This window comes from Pseudomonas sp. GD04158, assembly GCF_029834875.1.
In the GTDB taxonomy this organism is placed as follows: domain Bacteria; phylum Pseudomonadota; class Gammaproteobacteria; order Pseudomonadales; family Pseudomonadaceae; genus Aquipseudomonas; species Aquipseudomonas hydrolytica.
In genome coordinates, this window is record NZ_JAODYT010000022.1 from 13,644 (window position 1) to 28,211 (window position 14,568).

Consider the following 14,568-nt stretch of genomic DNA (forward strand, 5'->3'; position numbering starts at 1 on the left):
TGCACCGCGGCGGCCTTGCCAGTGACCGGCGGGCGCCGGCTCGACTGTTGGCGCGCCAGGCGCGCCGATTTCCGTGAATCAGCCGCCGTAGTGCAGTTGCGGCAGCCACAGCGCCAGCTGCGGGAAGGCCATCACCAGCACCAGGGCCAGCGCCATGATCAGCACGAAGGGGGTGACCGAGACATAGATGTCGCGCAGGCTCACCTCGGGCGGGGCCATGGCGCGCATGAGGAACAGGTTGTAGCCGAACGGCGGGGTCATGTAGGCGATCTGGCAGGTGATGGTGTAGAGCACGCCGTACCAGATCAGGTCGAAGCCCAGCGCCCCCACCAGCGGCACGTAGAGCGGCGCGACGATGACCAGCATGGCGGTGTCGTCGAGGAACATGCCCATCAGGATGAACGACAGCTGCATGATGATCAGGATCTGCCAGGGCCCCAGGTGCAGGCTGTCGACGAAGAACTGCTCGATCGCCCTGACCGCACCGAGGCCGTCGAACACCGCGCCGAAGCACAACGCGGCGAGGATGATCCACATGAACATGCAGCTGATGGCCAGCGTCTTGCGCAACGTTTCCTCCATCACCTTGCCGTTCAGCCGGCCCTTGAACAGCGCCGCCAGGGTGGCTGCGCAGGCGCCCACCGCCGAGCTTTCCACCAGGCTGGTGTAGCCCAGCAGGAACAAGCCGGTCATGGAGAAGAAGATGAACAGCGGCACCAGCCCGGCGCTGAGCAGGCGCAGCTTCTCGCTCCAGGAGATCTGCTCGCGCTCGGCCTTGGCCAGCGGCGGGCCCATGTGCGGCTGCAGGCGGCAGCGAATGGCGATATAGAGCATGAACATGCCGGCCATCATCAGCCCGGGAATGGCCCCGGCCAGCCACAGCTGGCCCACCGGCTGGCGCGCGATCATGCCGTAGAGCACCAGCACCACGCTGGGCGGAATCAGAATCCCCAGCGAGCTGCCGGCCTGGATCACCCCGGTGATCATGATCTTGTCGTAGCCACGCCTGAGCAGCTCGGGCAAGGCGATGCTGGCGCCGATGGCCATGCCGGCCACGCTCAGGCCGTTCATCGCCGAGATCGCCACCATCAGGAAGATGGTGCCCACCGCCAGGCCCCCCGGCAGCGGGCCCATCCACACGTGGAACATGCGGTAGAGGTCTTCGGCGATGCCCGACTCGGAGAGCATGTAGCCCATGAACACGAACATCGGCAGGGTCAGCAGCGGGTACCACTTCATCAGTTTCATCGCCGCGCTGAAGGCCATCTCCGAGCCACCGTCGCCCCACAGCAGCAGCGCTGCCGCTGCGGCGACGAAGCCGATGGCGCCGAACACGCGCTTGCCGGTGAGCAGCAGCAGCATCATCGAGGAGAACATCAACAGCGCGATCAGCTCGTAGCTCATCACAGGGTCTCCCCACGGGCGGCGTAGAAATCCTTGAAGAAGGTGGCGATGGCCTGCAGCAGCATCAGGGCGATGCCGAAGCACATGACGATCTTGATCGGCGCCATGTAGGGCGACCAGGCCGAATAGCTGGTCTCCTTGTATTCGATGGCGTATTCGGTGGAGGAGATGCCGCCGATCAGCAGCATCACCAGATAGAAGATCAGCATGAACACGGTGATGGCATCGACGACGGCGCGGGTGCGCGGCGACCAGTGGCTGTAGGCCAGGTCCATGCGCACATGGGCGTCGAGCTGCATCGAGTAGGCGCCGCCGAGCAGGAAGTAGGCGACCATGAGGAACTGGGCGCTTTCCAGGGTCCAGATCGACGGGGTGAAGAAGGTCTTGCTGATCGAGGAGTACAGGAGCACCGCCAGCATGGCGAAGATCAGGTACATGGCGAAACGCCCGACCCTCCGGTTGAACGCGTCCACGACCCGGACGAAAACTCGAATGCCCTTGCGCATGCAGTTTCCTGCTGTTCTTGTTCGTTATCCCGTCAGCCTAGACGAAGATTCGCCAAAGCCAACCGCCCCGCGAGGCCATAGCAGGAAACGCGCCAGCCGCCGCCGAAGGATGTCTCCCCGAACAAAATCAATGGCTTGGAAAGTACCGCGCTAGAGCCCTAGCGAGCCAGGAAGGCGAGCAGCACCGCAACGGTGCGCTGCGGGTCCTCTTCCTGGGGCACGTGGCCGAGGTCGTCGAACAGCACCAGCTGGCTGCCGGCGATGTCGGCGGCGAAATGTTCGGCATTGTCCGGCGGAATCAGGCGATCACGCCCGCCCCAGATGATCAGCGTCGGCAATTGCAGTTCGCCGATGCGCTCGTGCAGCTCGCCGCTGGGCGCCTGGGCGAAGCGCTGACGCAGCGCCTGGCGGTTGCCCTCGCGCAGCGTCAGCTGGTAGTAGCGCTCGACCAGTTCGTCATCGACTTTGTCTGGATCGCCATAAACGTTGCGCAGGCTCGACTCGATCATCGCGCGCGGCAACAAACGGCTCATCACCGGCGCCAGGGCCGGGACGCCCGCCAGGCGAAAGCCGATCGGCACCGATTCGGCGTTGCGCGGATAGCCGGCGGCGTGCACCAGCACCAGCCGCGCGCTGCGCTCGGGATGGGCCAGAGCGAAGCGCCAGGCCAGCTGGCCGCCGAAGCTGTTGCCCACCAGCACCGCACGGGGCACCTGCAGCCTGTCCAGCAGGGTGAGGAGAAAGCCGGTATAGCGCTCGAGGCGATAATCGCAATCGGGGAATGGCCCGGTCAGACCGAAGCCGGGCAGATCCAGGCTGATCACCCGGCGCTGCTTGGCCAGCTCCGTCACCCAACCTTCCCAGGTGTGCAGACTGGCCGAGGTGCCGTGCAGCAGGACGATGGGCTCGGGATCGTCGCGCCGGCCCTGGTCACGCAGGTGCACGGACAGGCCATCGAGCTCGACGAACTGCGAAGGCGGTGGCGCCCAGCGCGCCTTGAGCTCGTCCAGAGGACGATCCGGCGCCCAGTTGAGCGCGACGAAGCCGGCAAGGGTCAGCCCGAACACCAGCAACAGGCCGAGCAGCACGTGGGCGAGTCGTTTCATCGATGCAGTCCTCAGCGGAGCGAGAGGCGCGATGCTAGCCAGACACCGCAAACACGCCTATCGCCCGGAAGAGGGAATCGCCTGGCGCAGCGCTCAGAACCCCACCAGCAGCATCCACGCCGGCAGGGAAACCGCCGCCAGCAGTGTGGACAGGGAAATCGCCGCGCTGACGCTGCGGCTGTCTTCGGCGCTACGGGCAAAGGCCATCACGTTGACCCCGCTGGGACAGGCCGCGAGCAGCACCAGCACGCTGCGCGCGGTGTCGTTCAGGCCAGGCAGCTGGCCGCTGAGCCACCAGACCAGCGCCGGGAACAGCAGCAGCTTGGCCAACGCCACGCCCCAGGCCTCGCCGGTCGGGCGCAGGCGGTAACGCGACAGGCTGGCGCCAAGCACGATCAGCGCGCAGGGCAAGGCGGCCTGGCCGAGCCAGGTCACCGCCCGCCACAGGCTCTCCGGCACGACCAGCCCGGACAGATTGAGCAACGCCCCCAATGCCAGGCCGATGATCATCGGGTTGGCCAGGTTCTTCAGCAGCGCGCGCGTATCGACCCGCTCCTGGCTGCCGAAAGCGGCGTAGAAGCTGTGCAGGGAAAACAGCGTGAGGCTGTGAAACACCAGGATGGCGAAGACGTAGAGCAGGCCGTCGTTGCCCATCAGGCTGGCGATCAGCGGAATGCCCACCAGCACGTTGTTGGAGAAGGCCGCCACCAGGCCCAGCGGCGTCGCCGTACCGCGCCGCCAGTGCGCCAGCGCATTGACCGCGGCGAACACCAGCAGCACCGGCAGGTAATAGGCCAGCAGCAGCATCGGCGACAGGCCTTCGGCCAGCGACGCCTTGGCGATACCGGCGAACAGCAGCGTGGGCATGAACAGCTTGAAGGTGATATTGGCCAGGCCAGCGGCCGACTCGCTGGTGAGCCACTGGCGCCAGCCAAGCAGGTAGCCGAGAACGATCAGGGCGAAGATCGGCAAAATTGCCTGTACCGCAAGCATGGCTGCACCCGCCTCTAGAGAACTGCAGAAGGGGCCGATTCGACCGTGCCCCGCAAAAGTCGCCAAGCATACGCGTGCCCGACGGCCAGCGCGATGCCTTGCGAAGCATCCGCCAAGCGCCCTGACGCCAGGCCATAAGTGCCGAGATAGAGCCTCCCAATCAAGTATTGAGGGGATCGATGTTCACTATCAGGTCAGTCAAGTTCTTATCCGTGTCCATGTTCCCAACAATTGACTCCGACGCCACTTATTACTCCCCTACGGAGACATCGACATGAAAACTCAACTGACTCTCGCCGCACTGGCCCTTAGCCTGATAACCACCAGCACATTCGCCGCGCCGAGCAGCGCGCCCTTCCCTCTGGTGGGCGAAGCCAAGGACAGCCAGGTACAACAGCAACCCCTCGCACCGCTGGCCGAGAACGGCTCGGAGCGCACCCCGGGCGTACAACGCATTCAACTGGCCGAAGACGGTTCCGACCGCACTCCGGGCAGCCAGCGCATCCAGCTGGTAGAAGGCGGCTATGAACGTACTCCGGGCGCTCAGCGCGTTCAGCTGGCCGAAGGCGGTTATGACCGCACTCCCGGCGCGCAACGCCTGCAGCTGGCCGAAGACGGCTCCGACCGTACCCCGGGTGCTCAGCGCATCCAGCTGGTAGAAGGCGGCTATGAACGTACTCCGGGCGCTCAGCGCGTTCAGCTGGCCGAAGGCGGTTATGACCGCACTCCCGGCGCGCAGCGCATCCAGCTGGCCGAAGACGGCTCCGAGCGCACCCCTGGTGCCCAGCGCATTCAACTGGCCGAGGGCGGTTCCGATCGCCTGATCAAGCAGCGTGGCCACACGGCCTGAACCCTTGGCGTCCCCCCAAAGCCCGGCGCATGCCGGGCTTTTTTATGCCTTTCACGCGAGTCACGCCGTTCCTGTCGCGGGCAAGCGGTAGATCCAGATGCGCCGCAGCACGGTCGCGAACTGCCCCCACAGGGTGCCGCAGTTGTAATGCTGGCCATAGCGCTGGGCAATCAGGCGCACCTCACGCGCCAGCTCGGCATAGCGCCGCGCCGGTAGATCGGGGAACAGGTGATGCTCGATCTGGTGGCTGAGGTTGCCGGTGAGGATATGCAGCAGCGACCCACCGGACAGGTTGCTGGAACCGCGCAGCTGACGCAGGTACCAGTGCCCACGGGTCTCCCCCTCCAGTATTTCGGGTGCAAATACCGCCGCCTTCTCGGTGAAGTGACCGCAGAAGATCACCAGAAAGGTCCACAGATTGCGCAGCAGATTGGCCGCCAGGTTGCCGCTCAGTACGGCCAGTACGTTGGCGCCGAGCAACAGCGCCAGCAGCGGAAACGCCAGATAGTCCTTGCCCCATTGCCGCACCAGCTTGGCGCCGAACCGACGTGCCAGCGGCTTCACTTCCTCCTTGCTGATACGCCCCTTGACCAGCTTGTCCAGGCGCAGGTGCTGAATGGCCACGGCGTACTGGAACAGCAGCGCCTGAATCGTTACCCACAGCGGCTGCCAGCGATAGAACGGCTTCCAGCGCTGCTCCGGGAACAGGCGCACCACGCCGTAGCCGACGTCATCGTCCATACCCAGCACGTTGGTGTAGGTGTGGTGCACGTGGTTGTGGGTGTGCCGCCAGAAATCGGCCGGCCCGACGATGTCCCACTCGTACTGGCGACCGGCGAATTCCGGGTCGTTCATCCAGTCGTACTGGCCGTGCATCACGTTGTGGCCCAGCTCCATGTTCTCCAGGATCTTGCCCAGGCCCAGCAGCAGGGTGCCGAGCAGCCAGGTCGGCGGGAACCAACCGAGCACCAGCAGCGCGCGACCAGTCCAGCAGCACCCGCGCACGGCCGCGCGTACACGGCGAATGTAGCGCGCATCGGCCTCGCCCAGATCGGCCAGGGTGCGTTGGCGCAGGGCATCCAGTTCCTGGCCGAAGGCTTCGAGTTCGGCGAGGCTCAGTTCACGGTCCAGGCGGGTCGTCACAGGTCGATCTCCACATCCCCATGCGGGGCGCTGACGCACAAGCGAATGGGTTGATTGGGTTCGGCGAACAGCTCGCCGCTGCGCAGATCGCGCACCGTGCCGGCCAGCAGAAGACAGGTGCAGCTGGTGCAGATGCCCTGACGACAGCCATGAGCCGGGCGCAGCCCGCTGGCCTCGGCCTGCTCCAGCAGACTGGCATTGCCGTTGCCCGAAACCTGCTGGCCGCTGCGCGCGAAGCGCAGACGAACCTCGCCGGTATCGGCCTCGGCCAGCACTGGCAGCGGGCTGAAGCTTTCCGCCTGCAGGCTGCCCCCGCGCCCGGCGTCGCACCACCAGCCGCACGCCTGCTCGACGAAACCACGCGGGCCGCATAGCAACAGGTGCTCGCCCGGCAGCGCCGCCAGCTGTGCGGCCGTCAGGCGGCCACCCACCTCACCACTGAAGGCCCAGCGCACCTGCAAGTTGGCATGACGCGCCGCCAGCGCCTGCAACTCCTCGGCAAAGGCCTGCTGCCCCTGGCGACGCACCTGATGCAGCAGCGTCACCGGTGCGGCGAAGCCCCGCGCCAGCGCGTCACGCAGCAGGCCGAGCAAGGGCGTGAGGCCGCTGCCGGCCGCCAGCAACAGCACGGCGCCCTGCTCCTGCGGCCAGGCGAAATCGCCGAAGGCCTGGCCCAGCTCGATCACCTCGCCAACCGCCAGGCGATCGAGCAGCCGATTGGACAGGCGCCCGCCCGGCTGGCGCTTGATCGCCAGTTCGATGCGCCCGTCGGTTGTCACCCTGGTCAGGCTGTAACTGCGCCCGTGGCGCACGCCGTCCTGCTCCAGATAGAGCTGAACGTGTTGCCCGGCTCGCCAGTCTCGGGCATTGCCGTTGCAGCGCAACTCGATTGCCAGCATGTCGTCGGCCACCCAACGACGCGCCTCGACCTGGGCGAACACGCGATTGAGGCGCAGCGCCGGGTGCAGCAGACGCAGGCACAGGTCGACGTCCGCCTCGCGCAGCCAGCCGGATGCACAGAGCCGGCGCAGCGGTTGCAGGCCGCGCGCGACATGCCGCGCCAGCGCCAGGGAAAGCAGAGCCATAAATCGATTCCAGTGAACACTTGTGCACAAGGCTGACAGACCACCTTATTTCAGTCAACAGTTGTTCACTGAAAGCTGCCGACCATGGTTCGACGCTGGCGCCGCGCATTTGCTAGAGTGCGGCATCGCTCAATGACCCGATCTCGCATGACGCCACGCGCCGAACAGAAGCAGCAGACCCGCCAGGCCCTGATGGAAGCCGCCCTCACCCTGATGGAGAGCGGCCGCGGCTTTGGCAGCCTGAGCCTGCGCGAGGTGACCCGCGTCGCCGGCATCGTCCCCACCGGTTTCTATCGCCATTTCACCGACATGGACGAGCTGGGCCTGGCGCTGGTGGCGGAGGTGGGCGAAACCTTCCGCGCGGCGATCCGCCAGGTGCGCCGTCACGAGTTCGAGATGCGCGGCATGATCGACGCCTCGGTGCGCATCTTCCTCGCCGAAGTGGCCGCCAACCATGGCCAGTTCCTGTTTCTCGCCCGCGAGCAGTACGGCGGTTCGCAGCCGGTGCGCCAGGCCATCGCCGCCCTGCGCGAACGCATCACCAGCGATCTGGCCGCCGACCTCAAGCTGATGAACCGCATGCCGCAGCTCGACGATGCCGGCCTCGACGTGGTGTCGGATCTGGTGGTGAAGACGGTGTTCGCCACCCTGCCCGAACTGATCGACCCGCCGGCGGAGAATCTGCCGGCGCACCTCAGCGCCGAAGCCAAGATCATCCAGCAGCTGCGCTTCATCATGATCGGCGGCAAGCACTGGCTGGGCCTGGGCAAGCCCTCCGAGTAGCGCGCACCACAAGCGTGCGCACGCAGCGAAAACGCACCAAATAAATCCTGACCGCTTCGCCAAGTTATCCACAGAGCGCCTGAACGCCCCGTCCAGCGCCGCTTCTCGGCCTTGGCAAGCCACTTGCACTATTTCCGGGCACATTGCCCCGGAATAGATACGCATGCTGGTGATCCACACCCGAATCGCGCCGCAGGCTGCTGCGGACGCCGAACTGGAACTGACCTTCGAAGCCCGCAGCAAAAGTCGCCTGCGCTGCTTCACCACCGCGGGCGAGGAAGTCGGCCTGTTCCTCGAACGCGGCCAACCGGCACTGGCCGATGGTGAGTTTCTGCAGGCCAAGGACGGACGCATCGTGCGCGTGCGCGCCAAACCCGAGCCGCTGCTGCACGTCACCTGCGCCAGCCCCTTCGAGCTGATGCGCGCCGCCTATCACCTGGGTAACCGCCATGTCGCCCTGCAACTGGGCGACGGCTGGCTGCGCCTGCCCGACGACTACGTGCTCAAGGCCATGCTGGAGCAGCTCGGCGCCACGGTCGAGGCCGTCCAGGCGCCCTATCAGCCCGAGCAGGGCGCCTACGGTGGCGGTCATCATCACTCCCATCATGGCGACGAAGAGTTCAACTACGGCCCGCGCCTGCACCAGTTCGGTGTGCGCAAGTGAGCCAAGCGACATCGCCCACGCATATCGGGGTCAGCTTATGAAACCGGCCTGGGCCCTATTGCGCTTGGCCAGCCCGCAGCTACCCATCGGCGGTTACAGCTACTCGCAAGGCCTGGAGTGGGCCATCGACAGCGGCCTGATCCAGGATGCCGACGCCGCCGAACGCTGGCTGGCCGATCAGTTGACGCTCAACCTCGCCCGCTTCGAAGCGCCGCTGCTGCTGGCACATTGTCGCGCCGCGCACGAGGGCGACTGGCCGCGCCTGCAGGAACTGGCCGAACGGCACCGCGCCAGCCGCGAAACCCGCGAGCTGGCTCTGGAAAGCCGGCAGATGGGCTACTCGCTGCGACAACTGCTCGAAGGCCTGCCCGAGCTGGACGAAGCCGCGCGCGAACTTCTCGCAAGCCATCACGAACCGGGCCTGGCCCTGGCCTGGGCGCTGGCTGCCCGTGCCTGGCAGATCACCCCGGACGATGCCCTGGCCGCCTGGCTCTGGGGCTGGCTGGAAAATCAGCTGGCCGTACTGATGAAGGTGCTGCCGCTGGGCCAGCAGGCCGCCCAGCGCCTGACCAGCCGCCTGCTGCCAACGCTCGAGGCCGCCCAGCAGCAGACCGCCAGCCTTTCCCCCGAACACTGGGGCAGCGCCGCCTTCGGCCTGGCCCTGGCGAGCATGGCGCACGAGCGCCAGTACTCGCGTCTCTTCCGCTCCTGACGAGGAACATCAGCACATGAACAGCCAACCTCTGCGTGTCGGTATCGGCGGCCCGGTCGGTTCCGGCAAGACCGCCCTCACCCTGGCCCTGTGCCGCGCCCTGCGCGAGCGCTACAACATCGCCGTGGTCACCAACGACATCTACACCCAGGAAGACGCCCAGTTCCTGGTGCGCAACGAGGCCCTGGAGCCCGAGCGCATCATCGGCGTGGAAACCGGCGGCTGCCCGCACACCGCCATCCGCGAAGACGCCTCGATCAACCTGGAAGCGGTCGAGCAGCTCAACCGCCGATTCCCGGGCCTGGACCTGATCATCGTCGAGTCCGGCGGCGACAACCTGTCGGCCACCTTCAGCCCCGAGCTGTCCGACCTGACCCTCTACGTGATCGACGTGTCGGCCGGCGACAAGCTGCCGCGCAAGGGCGGTCCGGGCATCTGCAAATCCGACCTGCTGGTGATCAACAAGGTCGACTTGGCGCCCATGGTCGGCGCCTCGCTGGAGGTGATGGAGCGCGACACCCTGAAGATGCGCGGCGACAAGCCCTTCGTCTTCAGCAATCAGAAAATCGGCCAGGGTCTCGACGAGATCATCGCCTTCATCGAACGCCAGGGCATGCTCACGGCGGCCTGATTCCACTTCAAGGAGATCCACATGAATCTGCGCAAAACCCTCTACGCCATCGCCCTGTTCTGCACCCCGGCGCTGGCATTCGCCCATCCCGGGCATGGCGACTCGGGCATCATGGCCGGCCTGGCCCACCCGGTGTTCGGCCTCGATCACCTGCTGGCGATGTTCGCCGTCGGCCTGTGGGCCGCGCAGCAAAGCGGCGCGGCGCGCTGGGCGCTGCCGCTGACCTTCGTCGGCAGCATGCTGATCGGCGGCCTGCTGGGTTTCGCCGGCGTGGAAATCCCGCTGATGGAAACCGGTATCGCCGGTTCGGTGCTGGCTTTCGGTCTGCTGGTGGCCGTGGCGGCGCGCCTGCCGGTGGCCGTCTCCATGACCCTGACCGCAGTATTCGCCCTGACCCACGGCGTCGCCCACGGCCTGGAGCTGCCGGACCTGGCCAGCCCCTTTGGCTACGCCATCGGATTCGTCGTCGCCACGGCCGCGCTGCACGCCGTCGGCTTCGCCCTGGTGCGCTTCCTGCCGCAAGCCGCGGCACCGCTGGTACGCATCGCCGGCGCTGCGTCGGCCGCCACCGGTGTCTGGCTGCTGGCCAGTTAAGCGCCGATAGCTCCTGAGGTACAGATCACCCATGGCGGGTGCCCGCGGTGCGCACAGCGCACCCTACCGGCCGCGGCATTGGCGCTTGCCAATGCCGCTGCGCTGGGGCACAAAGTCCCGAACCCTTGTCGAGACCCGGCCCATGTTGCGCTTCGCCCGCTTCCTGCTCGCCCCCCTGCTGCTGCTCGCCATCGCCCTGCTGGTGCTGGCGCTGACCAGCCGCCCGGCCACGGTGCCCGAAGTGCTGGCCGACCTGGGCGAGCGCCCGCTGGTGATCGCCCATCGCGGCGGCAAGGGGCTGTGGCCGGAGAACACCCTGTTCGCCTTCGAGCGCGCGGTGGCACTCGGCGTCGACATGCTGGAAATGGACCTGCACCTGAGCCAGGACGCCGAGCTGGTGGTCATCCATGACGATACCCTCGAGCGCACCACCAATGGCCGAGGCCCGGTGGCCCATTACAGCCTGGCCGAACTGCAGGCGCTCGACGCCGGCTACCACTGGACGGCCGATGGCGGCCAGAGCTATCCCTACCGCGGCCAGGGCACCCGCATCGCCAGCCTGCGCGAGGTGCTGGAACGGTTTCCCCTGATACCCAAGGTGGTCGAGATCAAGGTCCCCGATGTGGGCATGGAAGCGTTGCTGTGCGAAACCCTGGCCAGCTACGACCAGCTCGACCGGGTGCTGGTCGGCAGCTTTCACGAACGCAGCCTGAAACGCTTCCGCGAACTCTGTCCGGAAGTCGCCACCTCCGCCGGACCGGTTTCGGTGCGCCTGCTGCTGGCACTGAACTGGCTGGGCCTGAGCGATCTGCTGTCGCCCTCCTACCCGGTGCTGCAGATTCCGCCCCAACACAGCGGCCTGACCCTGGCCACCCCGCGCCTGGTGCGCAATGCCCAGGCGCGCGGCCTGCACGTGCAGCTGTGGACGATCAACGAGCAGCCCGACATGCGACGGCTGCTGGAAATGGGCGCCAACGGCCTGATCACCGACTATCCGGACCGCGCCCTGCAACTGCTCGGCCGCTCCACGCAGCTTGGCGCGCTGGAGCCACGATGAAGGCGATGAACTCATCGCCTGCCTCATGAGCAAGCCCGACACGGGCCTCAAGGCTTTGCCACCAGCTTATCCACAAAACTGCCAACAGAATCCGGGGATAACCCTGTCTTGTGCAGAGAATCCCCTGCGAAAACGCTGGACATCCTGCCCCGTTTCCGCCCTCGCCCGATGCCTACGAGGCGCTGATCAAAAAACCGGCAAAGTGCTGAAGACCTCGAAAATCATCGCCTGCGGCAATGCTTACAGGCCTTACCAACAAAATTATCCACAGCTATCGTGGACAATCCTGAGATACCTGGAAAACACCCTGAGAGATTGTCAAGCCCCTGTGCACAAAGGAAAAATTGCCTTGCTCAAATATTCGTCAGCTTGCGCTGAACGGCGCATAACGAGGCCGTCAGACAAAGGCCACCAGCTTGTGCACAGAGATACACACAGAGCCCGTGGAAAACTTTCTGTAATTCGCTGGCACGCCATCTGCTAAGAACCTCTGACTTTTTTGCCTGCCGTGTAAGGACACTCCATGTTCAGCTTCTTCCTCGCCGCCATGCTCCTGGGCTTCGTGTTCAACGCCGCGCCGGGTGCCGTGTTCAGCGAAACCCTGCGCCGCGGCTTGCGTGACGGCTACAAACCCGCCCTGCTGGTACAGATCGGCTCACTGGTCGGCGACGCCACCTGGGCCGCTCTCGGTCTCACCGGCCTGGCCCTGCTGCTCGACAGCGCGCAGATCCGTTATCCCCTGACCCTGGCCAGCGCTTTGTATCTGGCCTGGCTCGGCTACCAGTCGCTGCGCGACGCCCATCGTCCGCCGCAACCCAGCGACGACGGCCAGATCGCGGCCGGAGGCGCATTCGCCGCCGGCGCGGCGTTGTCGCTGACCAACCCGCAGAACATCGTCTACTGGGCCGCCATGGGCGGGGCGATGGCGGCCATCGGCGTTGCCCAGCCAACGCCGACGCACCTGGCGGTGTTCTTCGCCGGCTTCATGGTGTCCTCACTGCTCTGGTGCTTCATCTGCGCCGGTCTGGTGGACTGGTTCCGCCGCACCGCCTCGCTGCTCTGGCACCGCCTGACCTACGCGGCCTGTGGCGTGGTGCTGCTGGGCCTGGCCGGCATGAGCGCGATGGAGCTGATGTGATGGAGTGACGGCTATCGCCCTCATCGAAACAATCTAACGGCGCGGCGCCAGCAGCGGGACTAGCCTGAATGACATGTCCCCGCGTCAGGAAGCCGCGTCATGCACCTCAACGACCTGCTCAAGCAACTGCTCGCCAGCTACGCCTGCGCCACCTGCGGCATTGATACGCGGCACTGACCCTTGGTGGCAGCGCAGCGGCTGGTTACCCTTGGCACATTCAGCCAAGGAGCCCGTACATGTCCCTGCGTAGCGTCTGTGTCTTCTGTGGTGCCAGCCCCGGCGCCAGTCCCGTCTATCGTCAGGCTGCCGAAGCGCTTGGCCAGCACCTGGCCCAACGCGGCCTGCGCCTGATCTACGGCGGCGGCGCCGTCGGCCTGATGGGTGTGGTCGCCGACGCGGCGCTGAATGCCGGCGGCGAGGTGATCGGCATCATCCCGCAGAGCCTGGAGCGCGCCGAGATTGGCCACCGCGGCCTGACCTGCCTGGAGGTGGTGGACGGCATGCACGCACGCAAGGCGCGCATGGCCGAACTGGCCGACGCCTTCATCGCCCTGCCCGGCGGCCTCGGCACCCTGGAAGAGCTGTTCGAGGTGTGGACCTGGGGCCAGCTCGGCTACCACGCCAAACCGCTGGGGCTGCTGGAAGTGAACGGTTTCTACAGCAAGCTGGGGGATTTTCTCGATCATCTGGTGGCCGAGCGCTTCGTGCGTCCGCAGCACCGCGAGATGCTGCAGATCGCAGACAGCCCGCAGGACCTGCTCGACGCCCTGAGCGAATGGCGCCCCAGCGTAGCGCCGAAGTGGGTGGATCGCTCGCCCATCTGAGCCTGTACGCAGACATGTAACACGATGCTACGATCTGCGGCCTCTTTTCTCATGGAAGCCGCAACATGGCCGGAAGCAGCCTGCTCGCCCTGATCGACGATATCAGCAGCGTCCTCGACGACGTCGCCACCATGACCAAGATCGCCGCGCGCAAGACCGCCGGCGTGCTGGGCGACGACCTCGCCCTCAATGCCCAGCAGGTCACCGGGGTCAAGGCGGATCGCGAACTGCCGGTGGTCTGGGCGGTGGCCAAGGGCTCGCTGGTGAACAAGGCGATCCTGGTGCCGGCCGCGCTGCTGATCAGCGCCGTGGCGCCCTGGCTGGTGGTGCCCTTGTTGATGCTCGGCGGTCTGTTCCTCTGCTACGAAGGGGCCGAGAAACTGATCCATAAGTTGCTGCACCGGCATGAGGGCGACGAGCAGCAGCCGCTGCTGGAGGCCATCGCCGATCCGCAGGTGGACCTGGTGGCCTTCGAGCGCGACAAGATCCGCGGCGCGGTGCGTACCGACTTCGTGCTGTCGGCCGAGATCATCGCCATCACCCTGGGCACCGTCGCCACTGCCAGTTTCCTCAATCAGGTGCTGGTGCTCAGCGGTATCGCCCTGCTGATGACCGTCGGCGTCTACGGCCTGGTGGCCGGCATCGTCAAACTGGACGACGCCGGGCTCTACCTCAGCCAGCGCGCCAGCGCCTTCGCCCGGGCCTGCGGCCGCGGCATCCTGCGCCTGGCCCCCTGGCTGATGAAGTCGTTGTCGGTGATCGGCACCGCGGCCATGTTCATGGTTGGCGGCGGCATTCTCAGCCATGGCCTGCCGCCGGTGGAAAGCGCCGTGCATCATGCCGCCGAATGGGTCGCCCGCGATGCCGGGCAGCTGCTCTCGGCGCTGGTACCGACCCTGCTCAATGCCTTGCTGGGCGTGGTCGCCGGGGTGCTCAGCGTCCCCCTGGTGAGCCTCGCGGCGCGTCTGTGGCAGGCGCTGCGCAAACCCCACAGTCGTTAACCGCGGCGATTTTCTGGCCAGTTCCCTGCGCCCCTTGCCGGGCGCAGTCGCGAGCGGCTTTCCCCAAGCTTATCCAC

The 14,568-nt window shown here is 66.2% G+C and carries 16 protein-coding genes; 10 read left to right on the plus strand and 6 right to left on the minus strand.

The genetic code is table 11. The features are described 5' to 3' along the window. Positions 1-78: 78 nt before the first annotated feature. The 4 genes from N7333_RS10860 to N7333_RS10875 all read right to left on the minus strand — a co-directional run bounded on the left by N7333_RS10860 (position 79) and on the right by N7333_RS10875 (position 4,009). Positions 79-1,404, minus strand: a complete 1,326-nt coding sequence (locus N7333_RS10860; RefSeq protein ID WP_003246875.1) for a TRAP transporter large permease subunit — start codon at positions 1,402-1,404, stop codon at positions 79-81. Further along, positions 1,404-1,910 (minus strand): TRAP transporter small permease subunit, encoded by a 507-nt coding sequence (locus tag N7333_RS10865; protein WP_011920866.1) that lies wholly within the window; start codon positions 1,908-1,910, stop codon positions 1,404-1,406. Before N7333_RS10865 ends, N7333_RS10860 begins: the two co-directional genes overlap by 1 nt. A 158-nt stretch (positions 1,911-2,068) precedes the next feature. After that, positions 2,069-3,016, minus strand: coding sequence for an alpha/beta fold hydrolase (locus N7333_RS10870; RefSeq protein WP_279858824.1), 948 nt, complete (start codon positions 3,014-3,016; stop codon positions 2,069-2,071). A 93-nt stretch (positions 3,017-3,109) separates the two neighbouring features. Continuing rightward, positions 3,110-4,009, minus strand: a complete 900-nt coding sequence (locus N7333_RS10875; RefSeq protein ID WP_011920864.1) for an AEC family transporter — start codon at positions 4,007-4,009, stop codon at positions 3,110-3,112. Positions 4,010-4,283: 274 nt separating this feature from the next. Between N7333_RS10875 and N7333_RS10880 the strand changes: the two genes are divergently transcribed. After that, positions 4,284-4,859, plus strand: a complete 576-nt coding sequence (locus N7333_RS10880; protein ID WP_129482800.1) for a hypothetical protein — start codon at positions 4,284-4,286, stop codon at positions 4,857-4,859. A 60-nt stretch (positions 4,860-4,919) separates the two neighbouring features. Here N7333_RS10880 and N7333_RS10885 read toward each other — a convergent pair whose 3' ends face one another. Together N7333_RS10885 and N7333_RS10890 are read right to left on the minus strand one after the other, a co-directional pair. Then, complete coding sequence (locus N7333_RS10885) at positions 4,920-6,041, minus strand: fatty acid desaturase (RefSeq protein ID WP_177491146.1); 1,122 nt, start codon at positions 6,039-6,041, stop codon at positions 4,920-4,922. Beyond that, positions 5,999-7,087: a ferredoxin reductase gene (locus N7333_RS10890; RefSeq protein ID WP_129482798.1), complete on the minus strand. Its 1,089-nt coding sequence runs from the start codon at positions 7,085-7,087 to the stop codon at positions 5,999-6,001. Before N7333_RS10890 ends, N7333_RS10885 begins: the two co-directional genes overlap by 43 nt. A 147-nt stretch (positions 7,088-7,234) precedes the next feature. On the opposite strand from N7333_RS10890, the gene N7333_RS10895 reads away from it, so the two are divergent. From N7333_RS10895 to N7333_RS10935, 9 genes are all read left to right on the plus strand, one after another. Next, the gene (locus N7333_RS10895) at positions 7,235-7,870 is read left to right on the plus strand and encodes a TetR family transcriptional regulator (RefSeq protein ID WP_129482918.1); all 636 of its coding nucleotides are present in this window, start codon (positions 7,235-7,237) and stop codon (positions 7,868-7,870) included. Positions 7,871-8,033: 163 nt separating this feature from the next. Beyond that, positions 8,034-8,534: an urease accessory protein UreE gene (gene ureE / locus N7333_RS10900; RefSeq protein WP_129482797.1), complete on the plus strand. Its 501-nt coding sequence runs from the start codon at positions 8,034-8,036 to the stop codon at positions 8,532-8,534. Positions 8,535-8,571: 37 nt separating this feature from the next. Further along, positions 8,572-9,246, plus strand: a complete 675-nt coding sequence (locus N7333_RS10905; protein ID WP_129482796.1) for an urease accessory protein UreF — start codon at positions 8,572-8,574, stop codon at positions 9,244-9,246. Positions 9,247-9,262: 16 nt separating this feature from the next. After that, entirely contained in the window at positions 9,263-9,877 is a 615-nt protein-coding gene (gene ureG, locus N7333_RS10910) for an urease accessory protein UreG (protein WP_003246865.1), read from the plus strand. Positions 9,878-9,898: 21 nt separating this feature from the next. Continuing rightward, complete coding sequence (locus N7333_RS10915) at positions 9,899-10,471, plus strand: HupE/UreJ family protein (protein WP_003246864.1); 573 nt, start codon at positions 9,899-9,901, stop codon at positions 10,469-10,471. A gap of 142 nt (positions 10,472-10,613) precedes the next feature. Continuing rightward, complete coding sequence (locus N7333_RS10920; RefSeq protein WP_129482795.1) at positions 10,614-11,528, plus strand: glycerophosphodiester phosphodiesterase; 915 nt, start codon at positions 10,614-10,616, stop codon at positions 11,526-11,528. A gap of 523 nt (positions 11,529-12,051) precedes the next feature. Next, positions 12,052-12,666, plus strand: coding sequence for a LysE family transporter (locus tag N7333_RS10925; protein ID WP_129482794.1), 615 nt, complete (start codon positions 12,052-12,054; stop codon positions 12,664-12,666). 236 nt (positions 12,667-12,902) lie between these two features. Then, positions 12,903-13,490, plus strand: a complete 588-nt coding sequence (locus N7333_RS10930; protein WP_096827462.1) for a TIGR00730 family Rossman fold protein — start codon at positions 12,903-12,905, stop codon at positions 13,488-13,490. 65 nt (positions 13,491-13,555) lie between these two features. Continuing rightward, positions 13,556-14,491, plus strand: coding sequence for a DUF808 domain-containing protein (locus N7333_RS10935; RefSeq protein WP_129482793.1), 936 nt, complete (start codon positions 13,556-13,558; stop codon positions 14,489-14,491). Positions 14,492-14,568 lie beyond the last annotated feature (77 nt).